At 47.8% G+C, this 16,563-nt stretch carries 14 protein-coding genes and 1 tRNA gene; 11 read left to right on the top strand and 4 right to left on the bottom strand.

Going from position 1 to position 16,563, the window contains the following annotated elements; translation table 11 throughout:
* Positions 1-79: 79 nt before the first annotated feature.
* Both IC229_RS29540 and IC229_RS29535 read left to right on the top strand, forming a co-directional pair.
* Positions 80-442: a MobC family plasmid mobilization relaxosome protein gene (locus IC229_RS29540; protein WP_190891690.1), complete on the top strand. Its 363-nt coding sequence runs from the start codon at positions 80-82 to the stop codon at positions 440-442.
* Positions 442-1,878 (top strand): relaxase/mobilization nuclease domain-containing protein, encoded by a 1,437-nt coding sequence (locus tag IC229_RS29535; RefSeq protein ID WP_190891688.1) that lies wholly within the window; start codon positions 442-444, stop codon positions 1,876-1,878. The genes IC229_RS29540 and IC229_RS29535 overlap by 1 nt, the downstream gene beginning before the upstream one ends.
* Before the next feature lie 159 nt (positions 1,879-2,037).
* Here IC229_RS29535 and IC229_RS29530 read toward each other — a convergent pair.
* The 4 genes from IC229_RS29530 to IC229_RS29515 form a co-directional block, all read right to left on the bottom strand.
* Positions 2,038-2,111: transfer RNA gene (locus IC229_RS29530), tRNA-Asn, on the bottom strand.
* Between the two features lie 114 nt (positions 2,112-2,225).
* Positions 2,226-2,525 carry a hypothetical protein gene (locus tag IC229_RS29525; protein WP_190891727.1) on the bottom strand — a complete coding sequence of 100 codons (300 nt, stop codon included), beginning with the start codon at positions 2,523-2,525 and terminating at the stop codon, positions 2,226-2,228.
* A 116-nt stretch (positions 2,526-2,641) separates the two neighbouring features.
* Positions 2,642-3,271, bottom strand: coding sequence for a 16S rRNA (guanine(527)-N(7))-methyltransferase RsmG (gene rsmG, locus IC229_RS29520; RefSeq protein WP_190891686.1), 630 nt, complete (start codon positions 3,269-3,271; stop codon positions 2,642-2,644).
* Positions 3,272-3,325: 54 nt separating this feature from the next.
* Positions 3,326-4,519, bottom strand: coding sequence for a glycosyltransferase (locus IC229_RS29515; protein ID WP_190891684.1), 1,194 nt, complete (start codon positions 4,517-4,519; stop codon positions 3,326-3,328).
* A 154-nt stretch (positions 4,520-4,673) separates the two neighbouring features.
* Here IC229_RS29515 and tgt point away from each other — a divergent pair, with 154 nt between their 5' ends.
* The 9 genes from tgt (at position 4,674) to IC229_RS29470 (ending at position 16,549) form a co-directional block, all read left to right on the top strand.
* Complete coding sequence (gene tgt / locus IC229_RS29510) at positions 4,674-5,804, top strand: tRNA guanosine(34) transglycosylase Tgt (protein ID WP_190891683.1); 1,131 nt, start codon at positions 4,674-4,676, stop codon at positions 5,802-5,804.
* A gap of 289 nt (positions 5,805-6,093) precedes the next feature.
* The gene (locus tag IC229_RS29505; RefSeq protein ID WP_317171663.1) at positions 6,094-8,406 is read left to right on the top strand and encodes an SLBB domain-containing protein; all 2,313 of its coding nucleotides are present in this window, start codon (positions 6,094-6,096) and stop codon (positions 8,404-8,406) included.
* A gap of 10 nt (positions 8,407-8,416) precedes the next feature.
* The gene (locus IC229_RS29500) at positions 8,417-9,499 is read left to right on the top strand and encodes a Wzz/FepE/Etk N-terminal domain-containing protein (protein ID WP_190891681.1); all 1,083 of its coding nucleotides are present in this window, start codon (positions 8,417-8,419) and stop codon (positions 9,497-9,499) included.
* Positions 9,500-9,507: 8 nt separating this feature from the next.
* Positions 9,508-10,800 (top strand): nucleotide sugar dehydrogenase, encoded by a 1,293-nt coding sequence (locus IC229_RS29495; RefSeq protein ID WP_190891679.1) that lies wholly within the window; start codon positions 9,508-9,510, stop codon positions 10,798-10,800.
* A 13-nt stretch (positions 10,801-10,813) separates the two neighbouring features.
* On the top strand, positions 10,814-11,830 hold the full coding sequence (locus IC229_RS29490) for a CgeB family protein (protein ID WP_190891672.1): 1,017 nt from the start codon (positions 10,814-10,816) through the stop codon (positions 11,828-11,830).
* Complete coding sequence (locus tag IC229_RS29485; protein ID WP_190891670.1) at positions 11,827-13,083, top strand: lipopolysaccharide biosynthesis protein; 1,257 nt, start codon at positions 11,827-11,829, stop codon at positions 13,081-13,083. Before IC229_RS29490 ends, IC229_RS29485 begins: the two co-directional genes overlap by 4 nt.
* Positions 13,080-14,411, top strand: coding sequence for a hypothetical protein (locus IC229_RS29480; RefSeq protein ID WP_190891669.1), 1,332 nt, complete (start codon positions 13,080-13,082; stop codon positions 14,409-14,411). The genes IC229_RS29485 and IC229_RS29480 overlap by 4 nt, the downstream gene beginning before the upstream one ends.
* Complete coding sequence (locus IC229_RS29475) at positions 14,412-15,416, top strand: glycosyltransferase family 4 protein (protein WP_190891668.1); 1,005 nt, start codon at positions 14,412-14,414, stop codon at positions 15,414-15,416.
* On the top strand, positions 15,413-16,549 hold the full coding sequence (locus tag IC229_RS29470; RefSeq protein ID WP_190891667.1) for a glycosyltransferase: 1,137 nt from the start codon (positions 15,413-15,415) through the stop codon (positions 16,547-16,549). Before IC229_RS29475 ends, IC229_RS29470 begins: the two co-directional genes overlap by 4 nt.
* Positions 16,550-16,563 lie beyond the last annotated feature (14 nt).

Genomic DNA, 16,563 nt, shown 5'->3' with positions numbered 1-16,563 from the left:
CGTAATTGTCGCTCTCAAACCGTTCTTGTAAGGGTGGGGATGCTCCCTCCCTTAACCCTCCCTGTAAACGCTACAGCGTATGGCACGACCCCAAAAGGACGGTGCGGACAAACGCGATTTGACCATTCGCGTTCGTGTCACGTCTGCCGAAAAACTCCGTATCTGGCAGATGGCAGCAGATAACGGTTACACGCCTAGCGACTTCATGCGCTTGCGGACGATGGCGGCAACGCAACCGTTGCGCCGTGTGCCGACACCGGAGCGTGAATTGCTGCTCAATGTCATGGCGGAGCTTGGCAAGATCGGCAGCAACGTCAACCAGATTGCTCGTCACCTCAACAGCCGTGATGAGACAGGGCACGGTATTGATCCTGAGGACATCAACCAAGCTATGCAAGGGTTGGATGCGCTGACAGCTCAGGTTCTTAAACTTCTAAGCTAATGGTCATCAGAGGAGGCACACGGGGCAATGGCAAGCAACTAGCGCAGTACCTCACGTCTGGTGAGGCCAATGAACGTGTCCAGATCGTAGAGGTGGCTGGACGCTTAAACGCCAAGGCTGATTACCTGCATCAGACTCTACAAAGTATGTCGCTGACCTCCGAACTGACTAAAAGCCAGAAGGGGCTGTATCACGCCCAGATTAATCCGGCCTACAGCGAAGACCGGAAAATGTCACAAAAAGACTGGCTGAAAGCGGCTGACATTCTGGGTAAAGAGTTAGGGTTGCAGGAGCAACGGCGCGTGATTGTCCTCCACACCAAGAAGGGGCGGACACACGCGCATGTGGTCTGGGAACGCTACGACCATAAACGGGGCAAGGTGATTTCAGATAGTTTCAGTCGGTTGGCGCAGGATCGCGCCCGTAAGGAGATGGAGCGCGTCTTTGAACATACGCCAACGCCCCACCGCAATCAACACCGTCCTGAACTGAAAGAAGCCCTCACAAACCTTTGGAACCAGACCAAAACCGGCAGAGACTTTGTGAAGGCCGTTCACGACAATGGCTATCTGTTGGCCGAAGGCGTCCCGCGTTATCCCTTCATGGTGGTAGACGAAAATGGCCGGTCATTTGACCTCGTGCGCCAGCTGAAAGGAGTACGCATTAAAGAGGTTCGCCAGCGTTTGCGCCATGAAAAGCTGATCCCTGAAAAAGAGGCCATCGAATTGATGCGGCAAAAGCAGGAAGGGAGCAGTGAGGCCAGTCATGCCGGACAGCAATGCGATCAGGAGAAGGCGAAACGAACGGCTAGTGTCTTCTGGGATAATAAACTGGAAACGACGGTAGAGAGCACAGAGGCACAGAGCCGCAAAAGAATGGAAGACATGGCTGAAAGCTTTCTTGATTCAAGCCAAGATATGACGAAGCCAACCGAAGAAAGTAATGGCCTTGAAAAGAAAAAAATACGGGCAGGGGAATATTTCAATAACGCGGACGAGTTAACCGGCAAAGTAGAACAGAATACAACTGATGAAAATGAACCACAATCAGTTGAGAATGAAACAGAAATAAAACAAGACATTAGCGCAGAGCCACAGAGTGACGAGAGCCGACAGAGACAACAAAGGGTAGCGGAGGAATTTTCGATCAGTAGAGAGGATACAAGCCAACCGAGCCTAAGCCCTGAGAAGAAACGGCAGCGGGAAAAGTTGAAAGAGTTTATGCACTCAGAAGATGAGCTGGTTGAGCAAGTACAGCCTACAAAAGAAGGAGCAAACATCCAACGTCAGCAGACAAACGCAAAACACTTCTTTGAAAATGAGGTAATGACTAGTCAAGAAACACCCGAGGATGAAAGCGAAATTCAACGACTGATGCAGGAGCAGAGGGCGATCCGAGAGCGCAATCAGCAGAAGGTAAAAAAGCAGGCTCGCTAAAGATATTCGTGGAAAAATCGATTATGCTGCTACCGATGAACCCAAATAGTGCAGGAGTTACACGCTACGTGTTTGGAGCCGACCTAAATTTCTTGTGCAAATCTTGTGCAAACAAAAAAGCACTTACAAGTTTTATCTCGTAAGTGCTTGATTATCAGGCTCCCGAAGCTGGGCTCGAACCAGCGACCCTCTGATTAACAGTCAGATGCTCTAACCGACTGAGCTATTCGGGAGTGTGTCGGTTAATCATGGGGCAAAAGTAGTGGGTTTTGGGCCACTACGCAAATAATCTTGGTGAAATTTTCGCCCCTACCTGCCAAATCCGTGGTAATCAACGATGAAAATATCTAGAATGCATCAGGACGGTGGCTCGGAACATTCTGCAAAATCAGTTCCTTTATCCGACGTGCATCGCCTTTCGTGAAATTTTGAATAACGATTTCAGGACGCGCACGGGGAATTACCCGGATCGTGGCAAAGAACAGACCATTATCTATTTCAACACCCGAAATATCAGAGTAAAATACAAAATTGTCTGTACCGCCAATCAGTTTACGGATACGAAATGTAACTCCTTTCTCATCAAAAATGACCTCATCGTAACGAATCGGGTCTTTAAAACTGCTGCTGCGGAATTTTTCTGCCATCATGTCTGAACCGGGATTTAGTAGATTTAGGGATTTTCTGGATTTTTGTTTTGCTTCTAAGAAGGGCTTAATCAATTAACAAAATCCAGAAAATCAATAAATCGGATAAATCCCGGTTATTTTTTAGGTATATAAATCACTTTCTTCGTTTCAAAAAAAGACTCGTCGAAATAGTCTGAGAGTTCGTAAACACGGTAACGATCAGGTACTTCGGCCAGCTCTTCAGTTAGGTCACCACCTTTTAGGTATAAAACACCATTGGGGCGGTCGTTGTTGCCCGCTTTATGAATTTTGTAACGTACCCATCCTAAAAACGGCTTCAGGCGTGTAACGGCCCGACTCACCACAAAATCGTACGTTGTCTTCAACTGCTCAACCCGAATTTGCTCAGCTTTCACATTAGTCAACCCAAGCGCATCAGCGACTTCCTGTACTACTTTAATCTTCTTACCAATGCTATCGACCAAATGAAAATCGGCTAACGGAAAAAGAATCGCCAGCGGGATTCCCGGAAAACCGCCCCCCGTCCCTACATCCAGAATTTCGGTACCCGGCTTAAACGAAACGATCTTGGCGATACCTAGCGAATGCAGAATATGCCTCTCGTATAGGGCGTCAATATCCTGCCGCGAAACAACGTTAATTTTCGCATTCCAGTCCCGATAGAGGCCATCGAGGGCGGCAAAACGCTCTTTCTGAATTGACGTTAAATCTGGGAAATAATTTAAAATAAGGTCAATATTCATAAATTCGGAGAATTACCCGACATGAAATGAAAGTTAGCATTATCTGCCTATCGTTTATCGCCAGTATATCCGCTTTTTCGGGCGAATAACAAGTGTTTTCAGTGATGCCAGTCCATAATACATTGCCAGTATTACGTCCATAAATGGCATGAATGTCCAGTGAACAGTATGAGCCAGCCGATAGCTGATACGTCCGACAACACCCCAGAAGGTAAGAAGTCGGAAGACAAACACGCCCGTGCCAAGTTGCAAAAGTAGCCATTCATTTGGGGAGAATGCAACAGCTTCTAACTCGTGATATAGGACGACCCCGCCAACCGCCAGTGCAAATATCCATGACAACAGATGCGATCCTACCAAAAAAGCCAGTCGAATCTTATTTCCGGGTTTATAATACCTCCCTACATGCAGGTGTCGATGTTTCTGCTGTCGCCACTCGGACCAGGTTGTTTTGGGCGCAGACCAAACGAACGTATCGGGATGTAGGCAAATCGCGGTGTTACGTCCAGTTGCGACTTCGTTGATGAATAGGTCATCATCGCCACCCGTTACGTTTATGTGTGAATAAAAACCTTTGTTTTCGAAAAAAAGGTTAGTTCGGTAGGACAGATTCCGCCCGACCCCCATGTAAGGTCGGCTTGCCAACGCCAATGAAAAATACTGCACCGCCGTAAATAGCGTTTCGGAGCGAATAAGCAGATTTAAAAAACCCGGCTGATAATAATAAGGGGAAAAACCTAACGTAATGGCTTTTTCAGCCCGCGCCAATGGAGCAATCATCCCAGCCAGCCAGCAGTTCGTTTCTGGGCGACAGTCGGCGTCGGTTAGTAGCACAACCGGGTTCGCTGTTTTTTTGAGGGCAATGGTCAGCGCATATTTTTTGGGCGTAATGTGCTCGTGTTCTTTTTCTATACGCATGTGTCGAACGTATCGGAACTGCGTAACGACACTATCAAGGTACTGCTGTGTGCCATCCGAAGAGCGATCATCCATCACCAATACGTCAAAATTCGGGTACTCTTGGGCATCCAGCAGGGGTAATAACTCTTTTAGATTTTCCAGTTCGTTGCGGGCACATACCACAATGGTTACTCCTAACGTAGCACCAGCGGCTAACGTACCGTTTTCATTACCTGAGACAATAATTTCCGGCTGTCGATAGAAAGCCGTTCGGGAATATATAAATAGAATATAAATAAGCTGAATACTGACCACAAGTAGCCAGGCGATCAGTAACGTAGTAATCACAAAGCGTAAAGTTTACCCGCTAATGCGCTGATTTTGACTGAAGCGGCAAAGATAGGGTGCATGGAGCAGAGGGCAAAGGGCAAATTGGCCTCATTCATACATGATTCAGTCTCTACGCACCTATCCTCTGCCCCCTACCCCTTATCTTTGCAATATGACATTTTCGATTACTGCCCACGATACGCAGTCGAAAGCCCGAACGGGAATTCTGACTACCGATCATGGGACAATTCAAACGCCAATCTTCATGCCCGTCGGCACGGCAGGAACGGTGAAAGCTGTTCACCAGCGCGAGCTCGAAACCGACATTAATGCCGAAATTATTCTGGGAAATACGTATCACCTGTATCTGCGGCCGGGTCTCGATGTGCTACGTCAGGCGGGTGGTCTACATGCATTTAACGGATGGAAACGGCCTATTCTGACTGATTCAGGTGGTTATCAGGTCTATTCCTTATCAGATACGCGCAAGATTAAAGAGGAAGGTGTTACGTTCAAGTCGCATATCGATGGCTCAAAACACATCTTTACACCTGAAGGTGTGATGGATATTCAGCGGATTATCGGTGCCGATATTATAATGGCGTTCGACGAATGCACGCCTTACCCCTGCGAATACGGATACGCCCGCCAATCGATGGAAATGACTCACCGCTGGCTCGACCGATGTATCAATCGTTTTGATGCAACTGAGGGGCATTATGGCTATCGGCAAACGTTGTTTCCGATTGTACAGGGCAGTACGTATCCCGATTTACGCCGACAATCGGCCGAATACATCGCCAGTAAAGAGCGAGAAGGTAATGCCATTGGTGGACTGGCTGTAGGCGAACCCGCCGAAGATATGTATACGACCATCGAACTGGTTAATGGCCTATTACCCGCCGATAAACCTCGTTACCTGATGGGAGTTGGCACACCTGCCAACATTCTGGAAGCCATCGCATTAGGGGTAGATATGTTCGACTGCGTGATGCCGACACGTAATGCCCGACACGGCATTCTGTTTACAACGGAAGGCATTATTAACATCAAAAACGAAAAGTGGAGCCGCGATTTCAGTCCTATCGACGCGAATCTGGGCGGCTATGCCAGTACGTTTTACTCAAAATCTTATCTCCGCCATCTGTTTAAGGCGGAAGAATTGCTGAGCGGTCAGGTAGCAAGCCTTCACAACTTAACGTTTTATCTGTGGCTTGTCCGGCAGGCTCGTATGCACATCGAAATAGGTGATTTTGTGTCGTGGAAGGCCGAAATGGTTGTCCGTTTGATGCAGCGGCTTTGAGGCAAGAACGTACCGAATAAAAAAAAAGTACAAAGTGTTTCTTTTTGTCATGCTGACCGGGCCGCCGGAGCGGGCACGAAGCATTTTAAAGCACCCAGACAATCAAGCGAGGAAACCTTAAGATGCTTCGTGCCCGCTCCGGCGGCCCGGTCAGCATGACAAAAAAAGCTACTAATTAAATTTTCAGGAGACTTTTTGCGCTCTTTACCGTCTTAGGTTGAGTTGTATAATTCTCCAGACTGGCTTGACGGCTAGCTGCAGAACGTAACTTGCTTAAAGAGAGACAGTAGTGATTGCTCGATTAACGTACCTGATTTTATTTTTCGTTCGGTTCATTGGTGGTCCTGCCTTCGCTCAGGCAGTGCAACAATTGACCGACGAACAGGTACAGCAGTTTGTGCAACAGGCCAAATCGTCGGGCTTGACCGAGGCCCAAATCGAATCGCTTGCACTATCGCGTGGCTTTACGACTGCCGACTTCAGTCGGATGCGTCAGCGAATCAGTCAGTTAGGATTAACTCAAAAGCAATCAGCTCAGCCATCTGAAAGTAACGTAACACGAACTCAGCCAATCACACCTACACCGCCTGAAAGTGCTACGTTGCCAGCCAAACCAGCAGTTTTTGGTGCTACGTTATTCACCAGTCCGAACCTATCGTTCGAACCCAACCTACGTATTGCTACACCCCGCCACTACGTTATTGGCCCTGATGATGAGCTTATTATCGACGTATTTGGTAACGCTCAGCAAACGTATCGACCGAAGGTGAGCCCGGAAGGCAGCATCCGGATTGAAAACTTGAGCCCTGTTTACGTCAATGGATTAACCATTGAGCAGGCTGAGCAACGTATCGTCAATCGGCTCCGAACGCTTTTTCGGGGATTGAATACGGCAGGAAGCGGGATATACGCTCAATTAACGCTGGGTAGTGTGCGGAGTATACACGTTACGTTGTTGGGCCAGGTGGTTCGTCCGGGAACATACACGCTTTCGTCGCTGGCTACGGTTTTCAATGCGCTCTATGCTGCCGGCGGCCCCGACACCAACCGGGGTTCGTTTCGCAACATTCGTGTATACCGTAGTAATCGACTTATCCGAACGATAGATTGCTACGATTTTCTGCTCCGGGCCGACCAGAAAGACAACATCCGTCTGCTCGACCAGGACGTAATTTTCATTGACCACTACAACGCCCGAATCGAAATGATCGGTCAGGTGAAACAACCCGGCATTTATGAGATACGCCCAAATGAAACGCTACGTAACGTACTGAATTTCGCTGGTGGATTTGCCGAACAGGCCTATTCGGCTTCCATCACACTTTACCGAAACACGTCCTCAGAACAACAAATTGTTACTATTTCTGAAAGCGAAAACGCTACGTTTATTCCCAAATCAGGCGACCGTTACGTTATTGGTTCCATTCTCGACCGAGTTGAAAATAGAGTAATCATACGGGGAGCCGTGTTTCGACCGGGAGAGTTTTCGTTGGAGAAAAATCAGACACTGAAAACACTCGTTAAAAGTGCCGAGGGCCTTCGGGAAGACGCTTTTCTGAATCGGGCCATCATTCACCGCTTACGCCCAAACCTGGACCCCGAACTAATTTCGGTTGATATCGGCAAAGTGCTACGTAGCGAAATTGCAGACGTAATACTTCAGCGCGAAGACGTAGTGCAAATCATTACGTTCAGTGAGTTACGCCAGCAACGTAGCGTTTCTATCCGGGGCGCTGTTAACCATCCCGGTACGTTCAATTTTGCTGACAGCATGACGGTCGCTGACCTTATTGTGATGGCGGGCGGCTTTTCGGAAGGTGCAATTTCGTCAAGAATGGAAATTGCCCGACGCGTGCGGTATGATACTTCAGGCTTGGCAAACGGACAGAACATTCAGCTTTTCGCCTTTACCATTGACCGGAATCTACGCTTAAATCCGGCCGATGCCCAACTAACGCTACGTCCCTTTGATCAGGTTTTTGTACGAACGTCGCCACATTACGAGCCTCAGAAAAGCGTTGTTGTACTGGGTGAAGTGAACTATCCAGGGTCATATGCTATCCGAACTCCCACCGACCGGATTACTGATTTACTCAATCGGGCAGGTGGCTTAAAATCAGACGCTTATCTTCCCGCAGCCCGCTTCCAACGACGACAGGAAGGCATTTCTATCAATCTGGGAAAACTGATGACCAACCCTGACGTATCAGGAAATCTATTGCTTGAAAATGGTGATACGTTAACCATCCCCCGCCGACCCGATATTGTTCGTATTCGGGGCGAAGTACTCAATCCAGCTACTGTTGATTTTGAGGCCGGAAAATCATTGCGAGCGTACATAAACGAAGCGGGCGGATTCACGAAAAAAGCGATCCGTCGGAAAACTTACACCATTTTGGCTAATGGCAAAATTCAGCCAAGCCAATCTTTTTTGGTATTCTGGCGTTTTCCGAAACCCGAACGAGGTATGGAAATCGTTATTCCTGCGCAGCCACCCGCCGAACAAAATCGGCTTGCCCCCACCGAGCGAGCCGCACTGCTGACTGTAGTTGGGTCAGGATTAGTAGTCATTCTCACCGCCGTACGCATCTTTACAAATTAACCCAATGGTCATGCCGCCCCCAAATCCAATACCACCGAAACTCTGGCTTGATTTGTCGGTGGAAAATATCTTCCAAACGGCCTGGCAGGGGCGCGTCCGACTGGTGAAAATTACAGCCTTTTTTGGCGTATTGGGGGTAATAGTGGCGTTGTTAACTCAACCTGAATTTACGTCAGAAGCCCGAATTATGCCCGAAATGAATGGTGGCTCAACTGATATGGTGAAACGGCTGGCATCGGTAGCAGGGTTTGCCGGACTGGACTTATCGGACGCCGACGATGTTGATGCCGTGCGTCCAGACCTATATCCCAACGTATTACAAAGTTCTCCGTTTGGACTTTACCTACTCAACCAGTCCGTAACGGTGCAGGAAAATCAATCAACTACCGTAGCTAATTTACTGGCGTATCACACAAACTGGCAATTCTTAAACTGGTTTCGTTCGGAAACCAGTTCTAATAGCCGATTTCCGACTCAAGTATCTGGAAAACCCGTACGGCTAACCAAACAACAACAGGATTTACTAGACGATGTCGGCCAACGGATAAGCGCCAAGCTTGATACACGGTCGGGAATCATTACCATCACGGCTCAGATGCCCGATGCGAATGTGGCGGCCAACGTAGCGCAGTTAGCCATGGCATACCTAACGAACTACGTAACGAGTTACCGGACAGAAAAGGCCCGGCAAGATTTACAGTTTTACACCCAACGGCTTCAGGAAGCGCGTCGACGTTTTCAGACTGCTCAATACGTAGCGTTTCAATACAACGATCAGCACAAATACTACGTAGTGCAGGCTGCCACCATGGAAAAACAACGTATTGAATCGGAGCTGGCGATTGCACAGACGGTTTATACGGAATTATCGAGACAGTTTGAGCAGGCAAAATTGAAAGTACAGGAACGAACCCCCGTGTTTAAAGTACTTGAACCAGCCAAAGTGCCCCTCAAACGAACCTCGCCTAAACGGACTGTACTGGTGTTGGTTTATACAGGTACCGGCTTATTGGTCGGATTGGCTAGCTTAATGATGCAGCAGGCAGCTTTCTTGCCCAGATTGCGTGCTACGTTACAATCCTCATCAACCTAAACACACCTATGTTCGACGCACTTATAACAAAGAAAAAACAAATTGCGGTTATCGGGCTAGGTTACGTTGGCCTCCCGGTTGCGCTGGCTTTTGCCCGGCAATTCCGAGTGATCGGCTACGACATTAACCCCGGCAGGATTGCCATGTTGCAACGTAGTGAAGACCCGTCACGGGAAATGGTTCACGCTGATTTTGAGGAGGTTGACATTCGATTCACGGCCAATGCTGATGACCTAAAAGAAGCGAATTTCTTTGTAATAGCGGTTCCGACGCCCGTCGACGAATACAAGGTCCCTGACCTGAAACACCTCCAGCGAGCATCCGAAGCAGTAGGCAAAGCACTAAAAAAAGGCGATTTTGTTGTCTATGAATCAACGGTTTATCCGGGATGTACCGAAGACGATTGCCTGCCCATTCTGGAACAAACGTCGGGTATAAAGCTGGGGCAGGGTTTCAAAATAGGCTACTCCCCCGAACGTATCAACCCTGGTGACAAGGAACATAAACTAGCTGATATTCTGAAGATTGTATCGGGCAGTGATCCGGAAGCCTGCCAGGAAATTGCGCAGGTGTATAGGGCTATTATCCGGGCGGGCGTCTACGAAGCGCCATCCATCAAGGTGGCCGAAGCGGCTAAAGTGATTGAGAATGTACAGCGCGACCTGAATATCTCGCTCATGAACGAGCTGTCCATCATTTTCGATAAAATGGGCATCGATACGCACGAAGTGCTAAAAGCGGCCCGCACAAAGTGGAATTTTCTGCCGTTTACACCCGGTCTGGTGGGTGGTCACTGCATTGGAATCGATCCCTATTACCTGCTCTATAAAGCGCGTCAACTCGGCTATGATCCGCAAGTGATTCACTCTGGCCGACGTATCAACGACGGTGTTCCGGCTTATATCGTGACCCGATTACTGCAAATGCTCATCCGGCAGAACAAAGACCCGCGACAAAGCAAAGTGCTGGTTATGGGGCTGACTTTCAAGGAAAACGTATCAGATATCCGAAATTCGAAAGTAGTCGAATTAGTAGGTGAATTGATGAAATACGCCATCAACGTTCATCTGGTCGACCCGCGCGCATCCCCGAACGAAGTAGCACACGAGTATCGCATGACACTCATGGATTCGCCGTCTTCCCACTACGACGCCATTATCGTAGCCGTCGGTCATGAAGAGTACCGAACGCTGGACGTAGCCTATCTCAAATCGTTAATGAACAACAGTCCTATATTATTGGATATCAAAGGATTGTACAACGTATCACCTGACGACAACATCGATTACTGGCGAATGTAAACAGCACAACGTAATGAAAATTGGGATGATAGGCAGCAAGATTTTCGATTCGCTGGAATACAATCTGGCCGATTCATTACGTGTACTGGGCCACGAAATTCAGCTTCTCGACGTAACCGATGCCAGTGTATTTCCAGAAAAAATTACGTATTGGGCATCCCGGTTTATCGAATCTTATGAACGGTCTATTGCCTTGACGCTAGCGCGGAAACTAAGTGCTTGGCGACCAAACGTAGTGATTATTGTATATCGAAATCTGCACCCGGTATTGATCGATGAATTGAAGCAGAAGCTTCCTGACGTAGTGATTGTGCAGGTCAATCCGGATGCGCTATCGAACCTGGAAAAACAACAGATTCTGGCGGCTGATTTCGATTATTATTTCTCAAAAGAACCATACATCGTCCATTTTATGCGCGATAAAGCAGGTTTGAACGCCCACTATCTGCCCGAAGGTTTCAACCCGCGCATTCATAAAAGACCCGCTATTGACAAAGCCGAAGCGGAACAGGCGACCAATATTGATGTGCTGATATTCGGTAGTTTGTACGCTTACCGGGCACGTATGATTGAGCAGCTAATGCGAGCGGGACTGAACGTAGCAATTTTTGGAACTGCCGGTCCTTACTTAAGACCGTACAGCCAATCAGCCTTCCGAAAGCAATACCTCACTGGAGACGCGAAAAATCAACTGCTTTTTGGCGCACGCATTGTCGTCAATACCTTCCACTACGCCGAAGTTACATCGGTCAATCAGAAATATTTTGAGATAAACGGGATAGGTGGTTTTCAACTCTCCGATTATAAGCCAACGCTGGATGAATACACCGCTGTGCCCGCAACAGCCATCAGTTACCAGACTATAAGTGAGGCTGTTGATAAAATTCGCTATTACCTCGCTCACTCTACCGAACGCCATGAATTGGCTGACCGACAATATCAGCATTTTCAGCAACATCATACTTTTGACAAGCGTGTACTAGAGATGCTACGTATTGTCCAACAGCCAGCCCCTAACGTAGCACAATGAATAACGGTAGTATTTTGCTGAAATCGCGACATCATCCACTGGCAGTCCTGATACGTGGGCAGGCGCTGGTTGCACTAGCGAACCTAGCATACGGGAAACTCACTGCTCTGTATATTTCGCCAGCCGAATGGGGCAATTATAGCCTTGTGCTGACGTTCGTGATGTTGTTGCACGGGTTCGTTATTACGCCAACAATTCAATCTTTCAAAGCTTCCTTGACAGGGCCGTCCCCAAAGATAGCCGTTTCTTCATACAGTCAAATCCTGGCTCTCATTTACGCCGTTTCTCTGCTCGTTGCCGGCTTTGTGGCAAGCGTTCATCACAATGGTTTTCTTTGGATTGCAGCCTGGTTATCCCTTGTGGGTCAGGGAGTTTACAACTTTAGCAATGACTATTTGAACGTAATGGGTCGTTACCGAGCGTATTCGGGAATACTACTGCTATATGCGCTTGGCAACCTGATCTTATTCGGTATCGTTGTCGTTAGTTTTGGGCAGTCCACTACGTTGGGATTGTTCCTGAACCTGGCTTTACTGAACGTAGCGTTGGCTATAGTGGCGGTAAGGCAAGCTATACAATCGGACACTACATTTCGCTTTCGAATTCAAAGGCTTTCGAACAGGTACTCGCCCGACTTGCTACGTCAATACCAACGTTACGTCTGGCCATTAATGAGTCTGGCCGTTTGGAACTGGCTCATCAACTACGCTGATCGTCAGTTGATTAAATACTATATGACCGATACAGATGTGGGCCAGTACGTCATGGGCTACAGCCTCGGTTCGAAACTATTGCTGTTGGTGGCTCCCCTGATTGCCTTTCTGTCTCCGATCGTTTTTAGGTTTAAATCAGACGGCTATTCGGATGGGCACGTGAATAAGTTCCTGGTACCCTATCTCAAACAGTATGCGGCTGTAGTTGGTAGCGTATGCCTGCTATTCGTGGGGTTGCATAGGTTGATAGGTGCTACGTTTCTCTCGTCGACTTATGAATCAGCTTATGTGGTGGGGCCAATTGTGGCCGTTGGCTACCTGTTTCTGACCTGCATTCAGGTACTGGAAATCAAATGGTATGCCTACGGACAGACACGCTTCATCCTTTGGCATACGGTGGTGGGTGCCATCGTCAACGTACTGCTAAACATCGTTTTAATTCCTCGTTTGGGTATCGTCGGAGCCGCACTGGCTACGTTGCTGGGGTTCGCTATTCAGTTTTTGGCTGTACTGTACCTGTTTTTCAGGAAGCAGCTATGAAGAGTCTTACAAGTTGCCTTACAATTTTGCTGGCTCTGGTTTTGATCGAGAGTGCTACGTTGTGGGAAGCCGTTGCTGTCGGGCTTTCTACACACAGTTTTCTCACTTTTCTCCAACGTATTGGCGATCGATTTGCCCTGCCTGAATGCATGGGTTTTATTGCTGCTCTGGAAATTCTGCTTATTCCCGCCATTACATACTGGGTATTCCCGATATCGATGCCTATCGAATCAGATACCTATTTTCGCTACGCCTTACCAGCCTACATAGCATTTGTTGTTGGCCTTAGCTGGTCGCAGCCTGGTCATTCCACACGTCCGCACTACGTGTATATTCAGGCAGTTGCTACGTATCTACAAGACAAACAGCAAGCCAGCCTCATACTGTTTTTTATCGGTCTGGGCGGATTTACTGTTAAAATGATCGTTCCATCAGCACCTACATTTATTAGCCTACTCCCCTCCAATTGCTTGTTTATCAGCGCCTTGTACGCATATTATTCCAAAAGTGCATTTTTTCTGCTCATAAGTGTAGCTGCCCTGCTGGTTATAAGTACCTACACTATTCAGCAAGGCATGTTTGGCGACCTGTTTTTGTGGACTATGCTCCTTACGCTGCTGGTCGCAGCCGGTAGTACGTATCGGATAACGGCTCGTCAAAAAACAGGTTTCGTGGTACTGGCTTTTGCTACGTTACTGGTTATGCAGTCCATTAAAGTTGAATATCGTCTGAATACCTGGGGCCACCAACGTAATGAACGAAGCGGTAATGCCAATTTGATGGGTGAACTAATTACCGATCGACTGGCGAATCCAGAGAAAGTCATGAACGTTCAGCACCTTTTCAGCGCCTTTATCCGGTTCAACCAGGGTCTGCTCATTGGTAGTGCAATGGCGAAAGTACCTGTACATGAGAATTTTGCGAATGGCGAAGTACTGCTATCGTTCCTTCATCCATTAGTACCGCGATTTATCTGGGCGGATAAACCACAGACTGGTGGTTACGAAAACATCCGACGCTTCACAAGTCTGCGACAGAACGAAAACACCAGCATGAATCTATCGCCGTTGGGCGAAGGCTACGTCAATTTTGGGTATGGAGGTATACTTTTCTCGCTGGCATGGGGCACGTTGCTTGGGTTTGTGTTCCAGTTCCTGATCCGCTTATCCGACAAAATACCGTCGGTTCTGCTCTGGATACCCGCCTTATTTTTCGGCTGCCTGACCATGGAAACCGACATTCTATCGGCCTGGGGTAGTTTATTGAATACCAGCGTGTTTGTGGCACTTCTATATTGGTCGCTTCGGCAAGTAAACATCTTCCTTTAAATGCTCGTCCAGTTCTTTTTGCGGAGTTTGGGAACGGGTCACAGCCTCGAAACTGTTTTCGACACGCTTCAAATGGAGTTGGCTAGTCATACCAATATTACTACGTCTAAAATCCGAATGCCTCATATCAGCAAAGGGATTCGGTCGATCTGGAAAAACCTTCGTTTTGCCGCCCGACAGCAACGTAACGGTCTGTTCCATATAACCGGCGACATTCATTACGTGGCCCTGGCCTTACCCTGCAACCGTACTGTTCTGACTATCCACGACTGTATTCTACTTGAGAAAAATCGCCGATCCCCCTTCCGATACGCTTTTTTCTGGCTATTCTGGTATTACTGGCCTATCCGCCGGGCAGGCATCGTTACAGCCATTTCCGAAAAAACCCGGCAGGAACTACTACGTTTAGTCGGACGTAGCGCCGAAAAAGTACGAGTAATTCCTAATGCCATTCATCCCGCTTTCACGTACCAACCGCGCCCGTTTTGCGAAAAACAACCGACTTTCTTACAGATCGGTACGGCTCCACACAAGAACGTACTTCGTCTGATTGATGCCCTCGAAAATTGCCCTGGAAAATTAATTTTGGTTGGTCCCCTCTCTGATACCATTACCAAACGGCTTCTTCTCCGTCCTATAGCTCACGAACACTACCAAAACCTGAATCAGGAAGAAATCGTGAGTTTGTATCAACGTTGTGATATGGTCTGTTTTGTTTCGCTTTACGAAGGTTTCGGAATGCCAATCCTTGAGGCTCAGGCTGTTGGGCGGCCCGTTTTGGCGAGCCAAATTACTCCATTAACAAACATCGGTGGATCAGGAGCTTGCTACGTCGACCCAACCAACGTAACGTCGATTCGGAAGGGTATTGAACAAATTTGTCAGGACGAAACGTACCGAACCAATTTGATTCAGGCAGGCCGGAAGAACGTAGCAAATTTTTCCGCCGAAGCGGTCGCAGCAGAATACAAAGCGCTCTATAGAGAATTGTGTAGGCAACAATGAGAAAGCCAACCTTACTGATTTTCGTCGAATATTTTTTACCCGGCTATAAATGGGGCGGTCCCATTCAGTCGGTGGCGAATCTCATTGGCATTCTGCATCCGCATTACGACATTTCCATAGTTACCCGTGACCGGGATTTTCTGGACGTAAAGCCCTACCCAGCTATCGTTAATAATGAATGGCTAATTAAAGAAAACTATCGAATTATGTACTGTTCGCCAGATTTGCTTACTCGACGTTTAGTGTATACGTTAGCACGATCTCCGGCCTTCGATTTTGTTTACGCAAATAGCTTGTTCGGAAAGCTTTCACACGGTTTACTACTTCTTTCGTGGTTAACCGGTCGACATATCGTTATCGCTCCGCGTGGTGAATTACAACCGGGGGCATTACGTTTAAAATATTACAAAAAGTATCCCTTTGTACGTATTGTAAAGGCGATTTCACGTGGGCAAATTACCTGGCACGCAACAAACGAAGCTGAACAAAAAGCCATCCGACAACTTTTCCCGGCCTCGCGGATAGGTATAGCACCCGTTGTGCTGGCGCCTGATACGCCCAGACAGTTACAGCCACGCTTAACGTATCAGAAGCAGGCTGGATTGGTAAAACTGGTTTTTATAGCACGAATTACGCCCGTAAAAGGTCTTTTGTTTTTATTCGAGATACTGGCCTCTATCCGTGACCTCTCCATCGAACTGGACATTTTCGGGCCTATTGACAATGAATCGTACTGGCGTAGCTGTCAGAACGTACTGGCAAAGCTCACGCCTAACTGTTCCGCAACGTACCGAGGTGTTCTGGCGCATCCTTTGGTCAATGCTACGTTGAGAAATTATGATTTCTTTATTCTCCCAACACACAGTGAGAGCTTTGGGCATTCAATTTTCGAAGCATTATCCGTGGGAGTTCCTGTCATCATCAGTGACCAGACTCCCTGGCAACAATTAGTCCTCCAGCAGGCTGGCTGGGATATTCCTCTCCAAAAACAACACTGGCTCTCCGTACTGAAACAAGCTGTCGACATGGGCGATGACGCCTATACGACACTTTCAGAGGGTGCCCGCTCAATCGTCGAAAAGTACGTTAATGAGCAACAATTAGGCGAAAAGTACCGGCTGCTATTTTCCTGATGTTGTTGCTCAAT

It is taken from the genome of Spirosoma profusum, from assembly GCF_014699005.1.
In the GTDB taxonomy this organism is placed as follows: domain Bacteria; phylum Bacteroidota; class Bacteroidia; order Cytophagales; family Spirosomataceae; genus Spirosoma; species Spirosoma profusum.
The sequence above is the reverse complement of the archived record's forward strand: the minus strand, read 5'-3'. Positions and strand labels throughout refer to the sequence as shown.

Coding starts and splice junctions, on each gene's coding strand:
- IC229_RS29540 (WP_190891690.1), top strand. CDS start 80: ATGGCACGACCCCAAAAGGACGGTGCGGACAAACGCGATTTGACCATT.
- IC229_RS29535 (WP_190891688.1), top strand. CDS start 442: ATGGTCATCAGAGGAGGCACACGGGGCAATGGCAAGCAACTAGCGCAG.
- IC229_RS29525 (WP_190891727.1), bottom strand. CDS start 2,525: ATGGCAGAAAAATTCCGCAGCAGCAGTTTTAAAGACCCGATTCGTTAC.
- rsmG (WP_190891686.1), bottom strand. CDS start 3,271: ATGAATATTGACCTTATTTTAAATTATTTCCCAGATTTAACGTCAATT.
- tgt (WP_190891683.1), top strand. CDS start 4,674: ATGACATTTTCGATTACTGCCCACGATACGCAGTCGAAAGCCCGAACG.
- IC229_RS29500 (WP_190891681.1), top strand. CDS start 8,417: ATGCCGCCCCCAAATCCAATACCACCGAAACTCTGGCTTGATTTGTCG.
- IC229_RS29495 (WP_190891679.1), top strand. CDS start 9,508: ATGTTCGACGCACTTATAACAAAGAAAAAACAAATTGCGGTTATCGGG.
- IC229_RS29490 (WP_190891672.1), top strand. CDS start 10,814: ATGAAAATTGGGATGATAGGCAGCAAGATTTTCGATTCGCTGGAATAC.
- IC229_RS29485 (WP_190891670.1), top strand. CDS start 11,827: ATGAATAACGGTAGTATTTTGCTGAAATCGCGACATCATCCACTGGCA.
- IC229_RS29480 (WP_190891669.1), top strand. CDS start 13,080: ATGAAGAGTCTTACAAGTTGCCTTACAATTTTGCTGGCTCTGGTTTTG.
- IC229_RS29475 (WP_190891668.1), top strand. CDS start 14,412: ATGCTCGTCCAGTTCTTTTTGCGGAGTTTGGGAACGGGTCACAGCCTC.
- IC229_RS29470 (WP_190891667.1), top strand. CDS start 15,413: ATGAGAAAGCCAACCTTACTGATTTTCGTCGAATATTTTTTACCCGGC.